This window comes from Caballeronia terrestris, assembly GCF_001544515.1.
In the GTDB taxonomy this organism is placed as follows: domain Bacteria; phylum Pseudomonadota; class Gammaproteobacteria; order Burkholderiales; family Burkholderiaceae; genus Caballeronia; species Caballeronia terrestris.
Genome location: NZ_FCOL02000002.1, coordinates 106753 through 122798, shown reverse-complemented (window position 1 = coordinate 122798; position 16046 = coordinate 106753). Strand labels below are relative to the sequence as shown.

The window sequence follows — 16046 nt, the reverse complement described above, 5'->3', positions numbered from 1 at the left end:
TGCCGCAGCGTCGTGCGCCGCGTTTATCGGTTGTCGTGCGCCGCGGATGCAGCGTCGCGACAGCTTACCGAATCTTTCCCGTCTTCATCAGGTGTTTCGCTGACCCCGTGAGAGCGCATACGGCGTTCCTGCGTCGCCCAGGAAGGTCGCGCGTTGCCGGTCGTTCGATGAAGGTGCGCTGAAACGCGCGATTGGATGTTGCAGAAGCAATCCGGTGGCGAATTGCATGGTTGTCTCCCTCCAAAGAAGCGGTCTGTGCCGCCGTGCCCGACAGCGTACACGGCGAGCGCGCGGCGGCGCTCGCTACTTCGTAGAAGGATTATTCCAGGACGCGCACGCCCGTGCTATTCGGCCACACCCGCCTTGCGCGCGCCTTCGTAGACCCATTCGAGCAGCGCATCGTGGGCGCCGCGCGCCGCTTCCGCGCGGGGATCGTTGATGAAGCTCACGACGACGTAACTCTCGCCGTTCCGCGCGCCGACATAGCCCGCGATCGCACGCACGTCGCGCAGGGTGCCCGTCTTGATGTGCGCGTTACCGAGCGCGCCTGCGTTGGTGAGCCGGTTGCGCATCGTGCCGTCGACGCCCGCGATCGGCAGCGATTCCGTGAACACCTGCGCGACCGGACTCGAATTGGCCGCCTGCAAAAGGTCGGCGAGCGAGAGCGCGCTGATCTTTTCGTCGCGTGAGAGGCCGGAGCCGTTGTCGAGCGAGAGGCCGTTCATCGGTAGGGCGCTGCGGTGCAGGAACTGCTGGATCGCCTGCGCGGATTTTGCGGGCGTCGCGGGCGGCTTCGCGGTGGCCGCGCCGATCGTGAGGAACAGGTTGCGCGCCATCACGTTGTTGCTGAACTTGTTGATGTCGCGCACGACGTCGGAGAGCACGGGGCTGCGGTGCGTGCCGACGAGCCGCGCGCTCGACGGAGTCGCGCCTTCGCGGGTCGTTCCACTGAACGTGCCGCCCGTCTGCTTCCAGAGCGCGAGGAAGCCGCCAGCGAAGAACGTCGAGTGGTCGAGCGCCGCGACGTTGATCGTGCGCGAGCCGCAGCGCAGCGGATAGTCGCCGATGAACGACGCCTGCACGAAGCCGCTCGCCGTCTGCGAGACGCTCGGCGACGCCGCCGGCAGCGATCCCGCGCACGCGCCGCGCGTGACGTGCAACTCGTTGTCGATCTGCAGTTGCGCGAGTTGAGGAAGCACGTCGATGGACACCCCGCCGTCGGGATTCGGCGTCAGCGTGAACGACAGCGACTTGAACGCGTACAGCAAAGGATCGGGGCCGACGTTGTAGGGTGCGGAATCGTCGTTGTCGAAGGAGGGGAGGTCGCGCGTCGCGGCGTCGAAGTAGCGCTTGTCGAGGACGAGCCCACCGTCGATGCTGGTAATGCCGTTGCGGCGGATCTGGTCGACGAGGTCGATCAGTTCTTCCGGCACAAGCTTCGGGTCGCCCGTGCCCTGGATGTAGAGATTGCCGTGCAGCACGCCTTGGGTATCCACCTGGCCGTCGGCGTAGGCAGTCGTTTTCCAGCGATAATCGGGGCCGAGCAGCGACAGGCCGGCGTAGGTCGTGACGAGCTTCATCGTCGAGGCGGGGAGCATCGGCTCGGTCGCGTTGATCGCGAGGAGCGGCGTCGGCGCGCCGATGCGCTGCACGACCACGCTCATCGACGAGATCGGCACGTGGGCGCGCGCGAGGGCAGCCATGACGGTGGGTGGCAGCGGTCCCGACGGCACGGTGATGTGTTCGCTGCGTTTGCCTTTGAAGGCGCTATGCGACTTCGGCGCGTGCGATTCGGCTTTGGAGCCGCCGCCGCGCGCAACGGCGGCGGATGCGCAGGCGAAAGTCAGGCCGGTGGCGAGCGCAATAGTCAACATGCCCGCCGACAGGCGCGCGGTAATCGAACGGGATGAAGCGGAAAACGAGACGAGCGGCATGAATTCTTCTTCGATGCGAATGATGCGAAAGGACGAGCGCGGCTGAAGCGCAGATCACGGCGATGTGCGGCACGTCCGGGCAAAGCGGCTATTGTAGACAAGCTTTCCTTGCGAAATCGTTGCGGTATGTTGCCGGCGACGCGAACCTGCCGGCAACTGCCCTTAAGTCCCGCTTAATCCTCCCGGCATGCGTCGCGGCTAAAATGCATCGGAATTTCCTGATAAACGAGCACGCAATGCGAATCCTGCTAGTCGAAGATGATCGGATGATCGCCGAGGGCGTGAGGAAGGCGCTAAAGAGCGATGGCTTCGCCGTCGACTGGGTGCAGGACGGCGAGGCGGCGCTGACGGCCGTCGGCGGCGAGCCTTACGACCTGATGCTGCTCGATCTCGGCCTGCCGAAGCGCGACGGCCTCGACGTGCTGAAAAGCCTGCGCGCACGCGGCAATGCGCTGCCGGTGCTGATCGTGACGGCGCGCGATGCCGTCGCCGATCGCGTGAAAGGCCTCGATGCAGGCGCGGACGACTACCTCGTCAAGCCCTTCGATCTCGACGAACTCGGCGCCCGCATGCGCGCGCTGATCCGCCGCCACGCAGGGCGCGGCGAGTCGCTCGTGCGGCACGGCGCGCTGACGCTCGATCCGGTCGGCCACCAGGTGACGCTCGACGGCACGCCGATCGCGTTGTCGGCGCGCGAATTTGCGCTGCTCGAAGCGCTGATGGCGCGGCCCGGCTCGGTGCTCTCGAAAAGCCAGCTCGAAGAGAAAATCTACGGCTGGGGCGAGGAAATCGGCAGCAATACGGTCGAGGTCTACATCCACTCGCTGCGCAAGAAACTGGGCGCCGACTTGATCCGCAACGTGCGCGGCTTGGGCTACATGGTCGCGAAGGACGCCTGATGCATTCGATTCGCCGCCAGTTGCTCATCTGGCTGCTCTCGCTCGTGATCGTCGGCGTGGGATTTGCGGGGTGGCTGATCTACCGGCAGGCGCTCGCCGAAGCCAACGAACTCTTCGATTACCAGTTGCAGCAGATCGCGGCCGCGTTGCCGTCGGAGCCGTTTTCGTCGGTGCTCACGTCGCGCAGCGAGAGCGACGAAGGTGTCGTGATCCAGATCTGGAATCGCAACGGTGTCCTGATGTACTACTCGCATCCGCGTGTGCCGCTCGCGCCGCACGCGGAACTCGGCTTTTCCACCGAAGCGACGCCGCGCGGCATCTGGCGCGTGTACAGCGCGATCGTCGGCGATAACGTCGTGCAACTCGCGCAGCCGCTGTCGATCCGCAACCGGCTCGCGGCGGGCGTCGCGTGGCGCACGCTGTGGCCACTCGTGTTGCTGCTGCCGTTTCTCGGGCTCGCGGTGTGGGTGATCGTCGGACGCGGGCTCGCGCCATTGCAGCGCGTGACCCGCGCGCTCGACACGCGGCATCCCGAAGCGCTCGAACCCTTGCCCGACAACCGTTTGCCGCAGGAGGTGAAGCCGGTCGTGCACGCGCTGAACGCGCTGCTCGACCGCCTCGCGACGGCGCTCGATACGCAAAAAGCCTTCGTCGCCGATGCCGCCCACGAACTGCGCACGCCGCTCGCCGCCGTGCAGATCCAGGCGCAGCTCGTCGCGCGCGCGCACGACGACGGCGCCCGCAAGGAAGCACTCGCGGATTTGCACGCGGGCATCGCGCGCGCGACGCGGCTGGCCGAGCAACTACTTGCGCTCGCACGTTCGGAGCCGGACAGCAAGACGCCGATGAAACCCGTCGACTTGCACGCGCTGCTGGACGAATGCGTCGGCTCGAGCGTGCTGCTCGCGCAGCAGCGGGGCGTCGATCTCGGCATCGAAACGAGCGATTCCGCGACGATCGACGGCGATCCCGAGGCGCTGCGCGTGATGCTCAACAATCTCATCGATAACGCGACGAAATACACGCCGGAGGGCGGGCGTGTCGATGTGTCGCTGAAGGTGGAGGACGGGCGCCCCGTCGTGCGGATCGCCGATAGCGGTCCGGGGATCGCCGCCGATGAACGCGAGCGCGTGTTCGACCGGTTCTATCGCGTGGGTGAAGGCGCGAGTCGTGCGCGCACGGATGTCGCGGGAAGCGGGCTTGGGCTTGCGATCGTGCGGCGCATCGCGTCGCAGCACGGCGCGGCGGTGGCGCTCGGCGAATCGTCGGCGGGCGGACTGCTCGTTACGGTGAGGTTCTAAGAGCGACAGGCGCGGTCTCAGAAAAATCACCGCCCGGCGCGAGATGCATGTTGCCGCCTGTGCTTGATAGCGCTGTACCCACGGCGTAGCCGTCCGCCTTGCCGACGCGCTGAGTTCCACCTCGCGCCGATACCCATCGACTTGCTGCAACGAACGCTCCGCCGCCAGCGCATTCCCAACTTCGCCCGTCCCCGTAGGAACGCTGCGTTTTTTTGGAGCGCATCGGCACGCCCCTGGAACGCCGTCTCAAGCACGCCACTATCGAAAAGCGCATCTCTCTTCGCCGCGTTAAGACTCCTTTAAGACCACCCCTTTAATCTTCGATTCAACGTAGCGCAGCCCGCGCGAATCCCAGCCAGCAAGAAATCGAACGATCAGGACGATCAGGAGCACACGATGAAAGCGAAGATCCTCACCCGAAGCGCCGTTGCAGCCGCTGTCGCCATTGCGTTGTCGGCGGGCTATGTGGCCGGTCATAACAACGTTCCGGCGCCGCAGGTCATCGCGCCCGCGCAAGCCGCCGTCGCGATGATGCCGGCCGAAGCCGCCGCCAAGACCGGCATCCCCGATTTCTCGGGCCTCGTCGAAACGTATGGCCCGGCGGTCGTGAACATCAGCGCGAAGCACGTCGTCAGCAAGACGTCGTCGCGCAATAGCGGCGCGTCGCAACTGCCGATCGATCCGAACGATCCGTTCTATCAATTCTTCAAGCGCTTCGGCGGCATGCCCGGCTTCGGCGGCGGCAATGGCAACGGCGGCGGACAGGATCGTCCGAGCGAAGGGCTCGGCTCGGGTTTCATCGTCAGCAACGACGGCTATATCCTGACCAACGCGCACGTCGTCGATGGCGCGAACGTCGTCACCGTCAAGCTCACCGACAAGCGCGAATACCGCGCGAAGGTCGTCGGCGCCGACAAGCAGTCGGACGTCGCGGTGCTCAAGATCGACGCGAAGAACCTGCCGACCGTCAAGATCGGCGACCCGAACGGTAGCAAGGTCGGCCAGTGGGTGGTCGCGATCGGCTCGCCCTACGGCTTCGACAACACGGTGACCTCGGGCATCATCAGCGCGAAGTCGCGCTCGCTGCCGAACGAGAACTACACGCCGTTCATCCAGACCGACGTGCCGGTCAACCCGGGCAACTCGGGCGGGCCGCTCTTCAACCTGCAAGGCGAAGTGATCGGCATCAATTCGATGATCTACTCGCAGACAGGCGGCTTCCAGGGCCTCTCCTTCGCGATCCCGATCAACGAGGCGATCAAGGTGAAGGACGCGCTCGTGAAGACGGGTCACGTCGATCGCGGCCGCCTCGGCGTGACGGTGCAGGGGCTCAACCAGACGCTCGCGAATTCGTTCGGCATGAAGACGCCGCAGGGCGCGCTCGTGAGTTCGGTCGAGACGAACGGGCCGGCCGCGAAGGCGGGTCTGCAACCGGGCGACGTGATCATGTCGCTTAACGGCTTGCCGGTGACGGATTCGACGTCGCTGCCGTCGCAGGTCGCGGGCTTGCCGCCAGGCAGCCAGGCGAAGGTGCAGGTGTGGCGTGACCGCGGCACGAAGGACCTGACGGTGACGATCGGCGCGCTCAACGACGCGAAGACCGCGAGCGCCAATGCGAAGGGCGACGACGGCGGCGCGTCGGCGCAGGACGCGCGCCTGGGCGTCGCGGTGCGGCCGCTGTCGCCGGAAGAGAAGCAGGACAGCTCGCTCTCGCGCGGTTTGATCGTGCAGCAGGCGAGCGGCGCGGCGGCGAACGCGGGCATCCAGGCCGGCGACGTGATCCTCGCGGTCAACGGCCAGCCGGTTTCGAGCGTGCAGCAACTGAAGGCGATGGTGTCTCACGCCGGCGACAGCCTCGCGCTCCTGATCCAGCGCGACGATGCGCAGATTTTCGTGCCAGTCGATCTCGGCTAAACCTGGGCTGATCGGGCACGAAGGTTGCTGTCGCCAACGCTCGGGCCCCATCGCGTCTTGACGGCGCATCGGGCGTGTTCAGGTTGACCGTATCCGCGAACGAGCGGACACAAGGAGCGGACCACAATGACGATCAAGACCACAGGAAAACATGCGGCCGCCGCAGTGGCGGCCGTGCTCGCGCTCGGCGCGGCAGGCGGCGCGTGGGCGCAGGCATCGAGCACCGATACCACCGACATGAGCAGCGCCGGCAACACCAACGGCGGCGGCTTGCCGCAAGTCCAGCAGCAGGGCAGCGTGTCATATACGTCGGGCGGCGTCGGGCTCGACGAATCGAAGGCGCTGCAGCGCGAACAGTCGCACTGGCCGCTTTCGCTGCGCTTCACCGGGCCGACGGCGGACTATCTGTCGGGCGTGCACGTGCGCATCCTCGACGGGAAGAACGCTGAGTTGCTCAATACCGAGGCAATGGGCCCGTACATGCTCGTCAAGCTGCCGCCGGGCAAGTACACCGTGTTCGCGAAGTACAAGGACCAGGAGCAGAAGCACGCGGTCAGCGTCGAGGGTCCGGGCAAGTCGAAAAGCGCCTTCCACTGGAATATTCAGTGACGTTTTAGCAACGCTCGGGCGCGCCAGGACGTCCGAAAGAAACGATCGGGCCAAGGCGCGAAAGCACCCACAAGGCGGCCGCCATTTGTCTCATAATGAAGTCACGGGAAACGCTTCCCGTGGCTTTTTTTTGTGCTGTAGTCTTGGCGCATGCGCCTTGCGCAGCCTTTGCGTTTCCAGCTCAGACGAACCGGGAGGGCATCGATGAACACCGACACGCATCAATCCGCGCATCGCATCGAGATTACGCTGAACGGCCGGCGCTGCCGGGTGATCCATCAGGGCGTGACCTTCGCGGACACGCATGCGTCGCTGGTGGTCGCCGAAACCGGCTTGCCGCCCGTGTACTATTTCCCTCGCGCCGACGTGAACATGGCGCGCCTCGAACGGTCGATCCATACGTCGCGGTGCCCGATCAAGGGCGACGCCACCTATTACCACTTGCTCACCGAAGACGGCCCGGTCGAAAACGCCGCCTGGAGTTATGAACAGCCCGTCGAGGGCGCCTCGCAAATAAAGGGTTATCTGGCGTTTTACGCATCGCGCGTCGATCGGATCGACGTGACTTCCTGAGCGTCACGCACTTACCAAGCACTTAGTTAGCACGCAACATCGCCGCAAAAAACACAGAACGAGTAACGAGTGCAGTCTTTGCCCGGGAGGCTCAGATGGAAGTCACCGATACGTTGCGTGTTCCGCTCGACCTGGCGCACGTCAGGGAAGCGCTCGGCGACCTCGCGCTGTTGCGCGCGAGCCTCGACAATTGCGAATCGTTCGCGCGTCTGCCGGGCGGCGAATACGCGCTGACGATGATCGTGCCCTTGGGCGCGTTGCGCGCGCGCTACGAGATTCGCGCGCACACGGCCGGGCGCACGCGGCAGGCGGCGCATCAGGAAGGGGAAGCGCATAAAGTCGAGCCAAAGCCGGAGCCGGACTCCGGCGGCTACGCCCGCACTCTGAGTTTCAAGGCGCGCGGCGAGGGCGTCGGCTCGCTGCGCGGGCAGATTGCGGTGGACCTCAATTCCGATGCGGACGCTGAATCGACGTGGGTCGAATACACCGTTTGGGCGACGGTATCGGGACCGCTCGCGGGCTTGCCGTCGAGGCAGATCGAAAACTCGCTGCGCGATGTCGCCGACGATTTCTTCTCCGAATTCTGCGAAGTAGTGCGCGCGAAGCACGGCCTGCCGTCGATCCGCGCCCAGCAGGAAGCTGGCTCCCGGCGCCACGTTTTCCTGCGGCCGAGCACGATGTCGGCGGCGTTTTCGCGGCGGCCGTTCTTCAACGCGCCGCGCCCGGTCCGCCCGCCCGCCGCCGAAGCCGCAAGCGGTGTGCTGCATCACCGCTTGCCGGGGCATGGGCTCGGGCGGCGCGACCACGATCATTCGCACGATCCGCATCCGCTTGGCCTGCCGGGCTGGGCGTGGGCGGCGATGCTCGTGTGCGTCGCGCTGTTCGCGTTTTTTGCGCAGCGCGTCGGGTTGCACTGACGGCGCTTGGGCGCTTTCGGCGCTGTCCTGCGAGAATGGGTTCTTCCGCCACCGCTCAAAGGAACCCGGTCATGCCTCGCCGCGCGCTCATCGTGATCGATGTACAGAATGAATACGTCACCGGCAACCTGCCGATCGAGTATCCCGACATCAACGTGTCGCTCGCCAATATCGGCCGGGCGATCGATGCCGCCCACCAGCGCGGCGTGCCGGTCGTCGTCGTCCAGCAAATGGCGCCGGCTACATCGCCGCTCTTCGCGCGTGGATCGCACGGCGGCGCGCTGCACGAAACCGTCGCGAGCCGGCCGCGCGATCATCTGATCGAAAAAGCATTGCCGAGCGCCTTCACCGGCACCGATCTCGGCGCGTGGCTCGCCGATCGCGACATTGAAACGATCGTGATCGCCGGCTACATGACCCACAATTGCGACGATTCGACGGTGAAACACGCGGTGCACGCGGGGTTATCGGTGGAATTTCTCGCCGACGCGACAGGCGCCGTGCCGTACGAAAACCGCGCGGGGAAGGCAAGTGCAGAGGAGATCCATCGCGTGTTCAGCGTGGTGATGCAGTCGCGCTTCGCGGCCGTGCTCACGACCGGCGAGTGGATCAGCGCGCTGGAAACCGGCGCGGCGCCTGAGCGCGACTCGATCTACGCGTCGAACCAGCGAGCGCGTTCTTCAGGCCACGCTGTATGACGAGCGCAGCGCGGGGCTGTATCGGAGCGAGTCGAAGCACGCGTCGATGAGGCGCTCGGCGTCGCGATCGAGATCGACGCCTTCGGGAAACATCAGCGCGTCGTGCAGGATGCCGGTGAAAAGCGCATGAAGCAGGGTCGTCGCCTGCCGCGTATCGAGATCGGCCGGCAACTGTCCCTGATCGATCGCGTTGCGCAGCCCGCGCTCGATCCGCTCGATCCCCTCGCGCATGTTGTTCTGATGCCGCTCGCGCACCGGCCCCATCTCCTCGACGAACTCGCACTTCAGGAAAAGGATGTCGAAGACGCGCCGGCGCTGCTCGTCGAGCGCGATATTGCGCATGCACCAGATGAAGATATCGCGCATCCGGCCGAGCGGATCGGGTTCCTTCGTGTCCAGCGTCGCCGCGATCAGTTCGTCGAGCGGCATGAGGCTGCGGTCGAACATCGCTGTGAACAGATCGCCCTTGTTCGCGAAATGCCAGTAGATCGCGCCGCGCGTGACGCCCGCTTCGTGCGCGATGTCCGCGAGCGACGTGCGCGACACGCCTTTGTCGAAAAACACGCGCTCCGCGGCATCGAGAATGCGGTTGCGCGTTTCCAGCGCCTCTTCCTTGGTTCGTCTGACCATATGCTCCGGCCGTAGCCGCTTGCTCCTTCTCTGCTTTTGCTTCGTTATCGCCATTCAGACGACGGCGTCAAATATTTGTCGACAGTAATCGATGCCACGGAGCGGAATCCGCTCGCACATGCCATACCAAAAAACTTTCGCCACTTTTACATTCATTCGTGAATGTATATACAATACCACCCGTCGATCGATAGCCCAAGCAGCATCGACCGGTTAATATCCGACACAGATTTCAGTCAGCCCGCCCGTACCAAGGCCGTCCCTCCGGCCATCGACGCCTCTAGAGCGCCCCGCGCGGATATCGAATGACGAGTCGGCGACCGGTTTCATCTGCGTCTGCCGGCGATCGGTCAGCGTCGTCGAGACGCTCGTGCGCGGCCTGCCCGTAGAAGGCGGCCGCGCACTTATATTTCAAACTCAGTCTTAGACAGAGGTCGCTTCCATGCGCGTCGAACGGGTTCCATTCCGCTTAATCAGTGCCGCGACGGCTGCCATCATCCTTGCAGCCTGCGGACAAAAACAATCGGCGCCTCCGCCGCAAACGCCCGAAGTCGGCGTCGTCACCGTCCAGCCGACCACCGTGCCCGTCGTGGCCGAACTGCCGGGCCGCACGAGCGCGTTCCTGAATGCACAGGTCCGCGCGCGGGTCGACGGCATCGTGCTGCGCCGCGAGTTCGTCGAAGGCTCCGATGTGAAGGCCGGCCAGCGCCTTTACAAGATCGACCCGGCGCCCTACATCGCGACGTTGAACAGCGCGAAGGCCTCGCTTGCGAAGGCGCAGGCGAACGTCGCCACGCAAAACGCGCTCACGCAGCGCTACAAGGTGCTCGTCGCGGCGAACGCGGTCAGCAAGCAGGACTACGACAACGCCGTAGCGGCGCAGGGCCAGGCCGTCGCGGATGTCGCGTCGGGCAAGGCCGCCGTCGATACCGCGCAGATCAACCTCGGCTACACCGACGTCATCTCGCCGATTTCCGGCCGCACCGGGCTGTCGCAAGTGACGCCGGGCGCGTACGTGCAGGCGAGCGCGGCGACGCTGCTCACCACCGTGCAGCAGCTCGACCCGGTGTACGTCGATTTGACGCAATCGAGCGTCGATGGGTTGAAGCTGCGCCGCCAGATTCAGGAAGGGCGCCTGCAGACGCAGGGCATCCACGCAGCGAAGGTCACGCTCGTGCTCGAAGACGGCCGCACGTACTCCGAGCCCGGCAAGCTCCAGTTCTCCGACGTGAGCGTCGACCAGAGCACGGGTTCCGTCACCGTGCGCGCGATTTTCCCGAACAAGGAGCGCGTGCTCCTGCCGGGCATGTTCGTGCGCGCGCGCATCGAGGAAGGCGTGAACGACCGCGCGCTCGTCGTGCCGCAGATCGGCATCACGCACGATCAGAAGGGCCAGGCGGTCGCGCTCGTGGTCGGCCAGGGCGACAAGGTCGAATTGCGCTCGCTCGTCACGTCCGGCACGTATGGCTCCAATTGGGTGGTGGAGAGCGGCCTCAATCCGGGCGATCGCGTGATCGTGAACGGCGTCGAGAAAGCGAAGCCCGGCATGACGGTCAAGCCGGTCGCAGCCCAATTGCCCGCACAGCCGGGCTCGGCCTCGGACGCGTCGGCAGCATCGGCAGCGTACGCTGCATCTGGCGCATCGGCTGCACCCGCCGCCGCGAGCGGTGCGCAGGCCGCGGCGAGCGCACCTGCCGCCTCCGGCGCGAAATAACAGGGAGCCTGTTTCATGGCAAAGTTTTTTATCGATCGTCCGATTTTCGCCTGGGTGATTGCGATCATCCTGATGCTGGCGGGGATCGCGTCGATCTTCAACCTGCCGGTCGCGCAGTACCCGACCATTGCGCCGCCAGCCATCCAGATCAGCGCGACGTACCCGGGCGCGTCGGCCACGACCGTCGAAAACACGGTGACGCAGGTGATCGAGCAGCAGATGAGCGGCCTCGACCACTTGCTGTACCTGTCCTCGACAAGTGACGACTCCGGCACGGCCACCATCACGCTCACGTTCGCGGCGGGCACGAATCCGGATATCGCGCAGGTGCAGGTGCAGAACAAGCTGCAGCTCGCGACGCCGCTTCTGCCACAAGCCGTGCAGCAGCTCGGCACGAAGGTGACGAAGTCGAGCAGCAGCTTCCTGCTCGTGCTGGCGTTCGTCTCCGAAGACGGCAGCATGAACAAGTACGACCTCGCGAACTACGTGGCGTCGAAGGTGCAGGACCCGCTCTCCCGGATCGACGGCGTGGGCACGGTCACGCTCTTCGGCTCGCAATACGCGATGCGGGTCTGGCTCGACGCCGTCAAGCTGACCAACTACGGCCTGACGCCGGTCGACGTGAAAACGGCGATCACGAATCAGAACGTGCAGGTGGCGGGCGGCAGTCTGGGCGGCACGCCGTCGGTGCCTGGGCAGATGCTGCAGGCGACCATCACGGAAGCCACGCTTTTGCAGACGCCCGAGCAGTTCGGCAACATCCTGCTGAAGGTGAATCCGGACGGCTCGCAGGTGCGCCTGAAGGACGTGTCGCGCATCGAGCTCGGCGGCGAAAACTACAACTTCGACACGAAGTACAACGGCGCGCCGACGGCCGGCTTCGGTATCCAGCTCGCCACGGGCGCGAACGCGCTGCAGACGGCGAGGCTGGTGCGCGCGAAGATCGACGATCTGTCGCGGTATTTCCCGCACGGACTCGTCGTGAAGTACCCGTACGACACGACGCCGTTCGTGAAGCTCTCGATCGAGGAAGTGGTCAAGACGCTGATCGAAGGGATCGTGCTCGTGTTCCTGGTCATGTACCTGTTCCTGCAGAACCTGCGCGCCACGCTGATCCCCACGATCGCCGTGCCGGTGGTGCTGCTCGGCACGTTCGCGGTCATGTCGATCGTCGGGTTCTCGATCAATACGCTCTCGATGTTCGGGCTCGTGCTCGCGATCGGCTTGCTGGTGGACGACGCGATCGTGGTGGTGGAAAACGTCGAGCGGGTGATGGCGGAGGAGGGCTTGTCGCCTCGAGATGCCACCCGCAAGGCGATGGAGCAGATTACCGGCGCGCTGATCGGCGTGGCGCTCGTGCTCTCGGCGGTGTTCGTGCCGGTGGCGTTCTCGGGCGGCTCGGTCGGCGCGATCTACCGGCAGTTCTCGCTCACGATCGTCGCGGCGATGATCTTGTCGGTGCTCGTCGCGTTGATTCTGACGCCGGCGCTCTGCGCGACCATCCTCAAGCCGATTCCGCAAGGGCATCACGAAGAGAAGAAGGGCTTCTTCGGCTGGTTCAACCGCACGTTCGCGAAGAGCCAGCAGAAGTACCACGGCGGCGTGCAGCACGTAATTCGGCGCTCGGGCCGCTGGCTCATCATTTATCTGGTGGTGATCGTGGCGGTGGGGATGCTCTTCATCCGGCTGCCGAAGTCGTTCCTGCCCGACGAAGACCAGGGCACCATGTTCGTGCTCGTGCAGGCGCCGGTCGGCTCCACGCAGGAGCGTACGGCCAAGGTGCTGCTCGACGTGCAGAACTATCTGCTGAACGACGAGAAGGCGATCGTCGAATCCGTGTTCACGGTGAACGGCTTCAGCTTCGCGGGCCGTGGCCAGAACTCGGGTCTCGTGTTCGTGCGGATGAAGGACTACGCGCAGCGTCAGGCATCGAAGGACAAGGTGCAGGCGCTCGTCGGCCGGATGTTCGGGCATTTCGCGGGCTACAAGGACGCGATGGTGTTCCCGGTCAATCCGCCGTCGATTCCTGAACTCGGCACGGCGTCGGGCTTCGACTTCGAGTTGCAGGACCGCGCGGGTCTCGGCCACGCGAAGCTGATGGAAGCGCGCAACATGCTGCTCGGCATGGCAGCGAAGGACCCGATGCTCGCGCAGGTGCGCCCGAACGGCCTGAGCGACACGCCGCAGTTCAAGGTCAACATCGACCGGGAGAAGGCGAACGTGCTCGGTGTGGCGACGGCGGACGTCGACCAGACGTTCTCGATCGCGTGGGCGTCGCAGTTCGTGAACAACTTCCTCGACGTCGACAACCGGATCAAGAAGGTCTACCTGCAGGGCGAAGCCAAGTTCCGAATGAACCCGGAAGACCTCGACAAGTGGTACGTGCGCAATTCGGCGGGCGGGATGGTGCCGTTCTCCGCGTTCGCATCGGGCACGTGGATCTTCGGGTCGCCGAAGCTCGAGCGCTACAACGGTATTTCGGCGGTCGAAATCCAGGGTGCGGCGGCGGCGGGCAAGTCCACCGGCCAGGCGATGACGGCGATCGAAGCGATCGCGGCGAAGCTGCCGGCGGGCATCGGCTACGAGTGGACGGGACTGTCGTATCAGGAACGCCAGTCGGGTTCGCAGGCGCCGATTCTCTATGGCATCTCGATTCTCGTCGTGTTCCTGTGTCTCGCGGCGCTGTATGAAAGCTGGTCGATTCCGTTCTCGGTCATCATGGTCGTGCCGCTCGGCGTGCTCGGTGCGCTGCTCGCGGCCACCTTGCGCGGTCTGGAAAACGACGTGTTCTTCCAGGTCGGCTTGTTGACGACCGTGGGCTTGTCGGCGAAGAACGCGATTCTGATCGTGGAATTCGCCCGCGAACTGCGCTTGCAGGGCATGTCGACGGTCGAGGCCGCGATCGAGGCGTCGCGTCTGCGGCTGCGCCCGATTCTGATGACGTCGCTCGCGTTCATTCTCGGCGTGCTGCCGCTCGCGATCAGCAACGGCGCGGGCTCGGCGAGCCAGCACGCGATCGGCACGGGCGTGATCGGCGGGATGCTCACGGCGACGTTCCTGGCGATTTTCCTGATCCCGATGTTCTTTGTCGTGATCAGCAAGTTCAGCAAGGGCACGGACACGCCGACGCCGGGTACGTCCGGCAACATCGAAGGCCCGCACGGCGGCGGCACTGACGGCGGCGCGGCCAAGGAAGGACACTGAGATGCTTAGACAATCATTGATGGCGACAGCCGTTGGCGCGGCACTCACGGTGCTCGTGGCCGGCTGCACGTTGCAGCCGAAGTATGAGCGGCCGGCTGAGCCTGTCACATCGACGTTCCCGGAGGGCGGCATCTACGCGAACCAGCCGGACGCGTCGTCGACGGCGAGCAACGGGCGCTCGGCGAATTCGCTTGCCGCGCCCGACATCGGCTGGCGCGATTTCTTCGCCGATGCGCGGCTGCAGCGCATCGTCGAGATCGCGCTGAAGAACAATCGCGACCTGCGCGTCTCGGTGCTGAACATGGAAGCGGCGCGCGCGCAGTACCAGATCACGCGCGCGGGCCTTTTCCCGACAATCGATGCCGTCGCGGACCAGAGCAAGCAGCGCACGCCAAAGAACCTGTCGTTTTTCAACCAGACGATCTCGAACACGTATTCGGTCGGGGTCAACGCGTCGTGGGAAATCGACTTCTTCGGGCGCATCCGCAGCCTGAAGGACCAGGCGCTCGCGCAGTATCTGTCGCTTGCCGAGACGCGCAAGGCGGCGGAGATTTCGCTGGTGTCGTCGGTGGCGGACCAGTATCTGCAAGTGCTCGCCTTAGACGACCTGCTCACCGTCACGCGCAACACGCTCAAAACGGCCGACGAGTCGTATCGCATCACCAAGCTGCAGTACGACAACGGCGTGGGTTCAGAACTCGACGTGCGGCAGGCGCAAGGCGTGGTCGAACAGGCGCGCGCGAACCTGCAAACGGAGATGCGTCTGCGGGCGCAGGCGGTCAATGCGCTGGTGCTGCTCGTCGGCGAGCCGCTGCCGGACGACTTGCCGCAGGGCGTACCGCTCGACAGCCAGAACCTGCTGTCCGACATCCCGGCGGGCCTGCCGTCCGACCTGCTCACGCGCCGGCCGGACATCGCCGCCGCCGAGCAGTCGCTGCTCGCGGCGAACGCGAACATCGGCGCGGCGCGTGCGGCGTTCTTCCCGCGCGTCTCGCTGACGGGCAGCTTCGGCACGCTGTCGCCGACGTTGGGTGGTTTGTTTAAGCCGGGGTCGGCGGCGTGGTCGTTCGCGCCGCAGATTTCGATACCGATCTTCGAGGGCGGCGCGAACGTCGCCAATCTGGATCTGGCGCAGGTGCAAAAGCGTATCGAGATCGCCAATTACGAGAAGGCGATTCAGAACGCGTTCCGTGAAGTGGCGGACGGGCTGGCGGCGCGCGGCACGTTCGACGATCAGATCGTCGCGCTGCAGCGATTCGTGGAGTCGCAGAGCCGGCGGCTGGAACTGTCGGATTTGCGGTATCGGAATGGCGTCGACAGTTATCTGGCGGTGCTGACCGCGCAGACCGATCTGTATTCCGCGCAGCAGTTGTTGATCAACGCGCGGCTGCAGCGGCTGAATAACCTCGTCGATCTGTACCAGTTCCTCGGCGGCGGGTGGATCGAGCGTGCGGGCGATCAGCCGCGTCCGGCGGATGCGCCGGTCGACTACGGTTCGGCGGCGCCGGCGGCTCCGGCTGCGGCTTCGGGTACGTCGGCTGCGTCGGCTGCGTCAGTTTCGAAGCTGACGCCGATCGAGCATTTGATGCCGTCGGCGCCGCAAGCCGAGACGACGGCGAGGAGCAACGCGCCGGGTTGAAGTACCAAACGACT

General features: G+C 65.2%; 12 protein-coding genes. 10 read left to right on the top strand and 2 right to left on the bottom strand.

Annotated elements, in window-relative coordinates:
- Positions 1-344: 344 nt before the first annotated feature.
- Positions 345-1934: a D-alanyl-D-alanine carboxypeptidase/D-alanyl-D-alanine endopeptidase gene (dacB, locus tag AWB67_RS02320; protein ID WP_235025007.1), complete on the bottom strand. Its 1590-nt coding sequence runs from the start codon at positions 1932-1934 to the stop codon at positions 345-347.
- 236 nt (positions 1935-2170) lie between these two features.
- Here dacB and AWB67_RS02315 point away from each other — a divergent pair, with 236 nt between their 5' ends.
- The 7 genes from AWB67_RS02315 (at position 2171) to AWB67_RS02285 (ending at position 8845) form a co-directional block, all read left to right on the top strand.
- The gene (locus AWB67_RS02315; RefSeq protein WP_087654630.1) at positions 2171-2833 is read left to right on the top strand and encodes a response regulator; all 663 of its coding nucleotides are present in this window, start codon (positions 2171-2173) and stop codon (positions 2831-2833) included.
- Positions 2833-4134, top strand: a complete 1302-nt coding sequence (locus tag AWB67_RS02310; RefSeq protein ID WP_087654629.1) for an ATP-binding protein — start codon at positions 2833-2835, stop codon at positions 4132-4134. The genes AWB67_RS02315 and AWB67_RS02310 overlap by 1 nt, the downstream gene beginning before the upstream one ends.
- A 396-nt stretch (positions 4135-4530) precedes the next feature.
- The gene (locus AWB67_RS02305) at positions 4531-6048 is read left to right on the top strand and encodes a DegQ family serine endoprotease (protein ID WP_087654628.1); all 1518 of its coding nucleotides are present in this window, start codon (positions 4531-4533) and stop codon (positions 6046-6048) included.
- Positions 6049-6174: 126 nt separating this feature from the next.
- Positions 6175-6657, top strand: a complete 483-nt coding sequence (locus AWB67_RS02300; RefSeq protein ID WP_087654627.1) for a hypothetical protein — start codon at positions 6175-6177, stop codon at positions 6655-6657.
- A gap of 204 nt (positions 6658-6861) precedes the next feature.
- On the top strand, positions 6862-7230 hold the full coding sequence (locus tag AWB67_RS02295) for a DUF427 domain-containing protein (RefSeq protein WP_087654626.1): 369 nt from the start codon (positions 6862-6864) through the stop codon (positions 7228-7230).
- A 95-nt stretch (positions 7231-7325) separates the two neighbouring features.
- On the top strand, positions 7326-8147 hold the full coding sequence (locus AWB67_RS02290) for an SRPBCC family protein (protein WP_087654625.1): 822 nt from the start codon (positions 7326-7328) through the stop codon (positions 8145-8147).
- Between the two features lie 71 nt (positions 8148-8218).
- Positions 8219-8845: a cysteine hydrolase family protein gene (locus tag AWB67_RS02285; protein WP_087654624.1), complete on the top strand. Its 627-nt coding sequence runs from the start codon at positions 8219-8221 to the stop codon at positions 8843-8845.
- On the opposite strand, the gene AWB67_RS02280 is transcribed toward AWB67_RS02285, so the two are convergent.
- Complete coding sequence (locus AWB67_RS02280) at positions 8828-9475, bottom strand: TetR family transcriptional regulator (protein ID WP_087654623.1); 648 nt, start codon at positions 9473-9475, stop codon at positions 8828-8830. The two genes, AWB67_RS02285 and AWB67_RS02280, sit on opposite strands and share 18 nt — an antisense overlap.
- A 442-nt stretch (positions 9476-9917) precedes the next feature.
- Here AWB67_RS02280 and AWB67_RS02275 point away from each other — a divergent pair, with 442 nt between their 5' ends.
- From AWB67_RS02275 to AWB67_RS02265, 3 genes are read left to right on the top strand one after another with little or no spacing between them, the layout of a single operon-like run.
- A complete protein-coding gene (locus AWB67_RS02275) occupies positions 9918-11189 on the top strand; it encodes an efflux RND transporter periplasmic adaptor subunit (RefSeq protein ID WP_087654622.1) in 1272 nt (423 codons plus the stop codon).
- A gap of 15 nt (positions 11190-11204) precedes the next feature.
- Entirely contained in the window at positions 11205-14393 is a 3189-nt protein-coding gene (locus AWB67_RS02270; protein ID WP_087654621.1) for an efflux RND transporter permease subunit, read from the top strand.
- Position 14394: 1 nt separating this feature from the next.
- Positions 14395-16032: an efflux transporter outer membrane subunit gene (locus AWB67_RS02265; protein WP_087654620.1), complete on the top strand. Its 1638-nt coding sequence runs from the start codon at positions 14395-14397 to the stop codon at positions 16030-16032.
- Positions 16033-16046 lie beyond the last annotated feature (14 nt).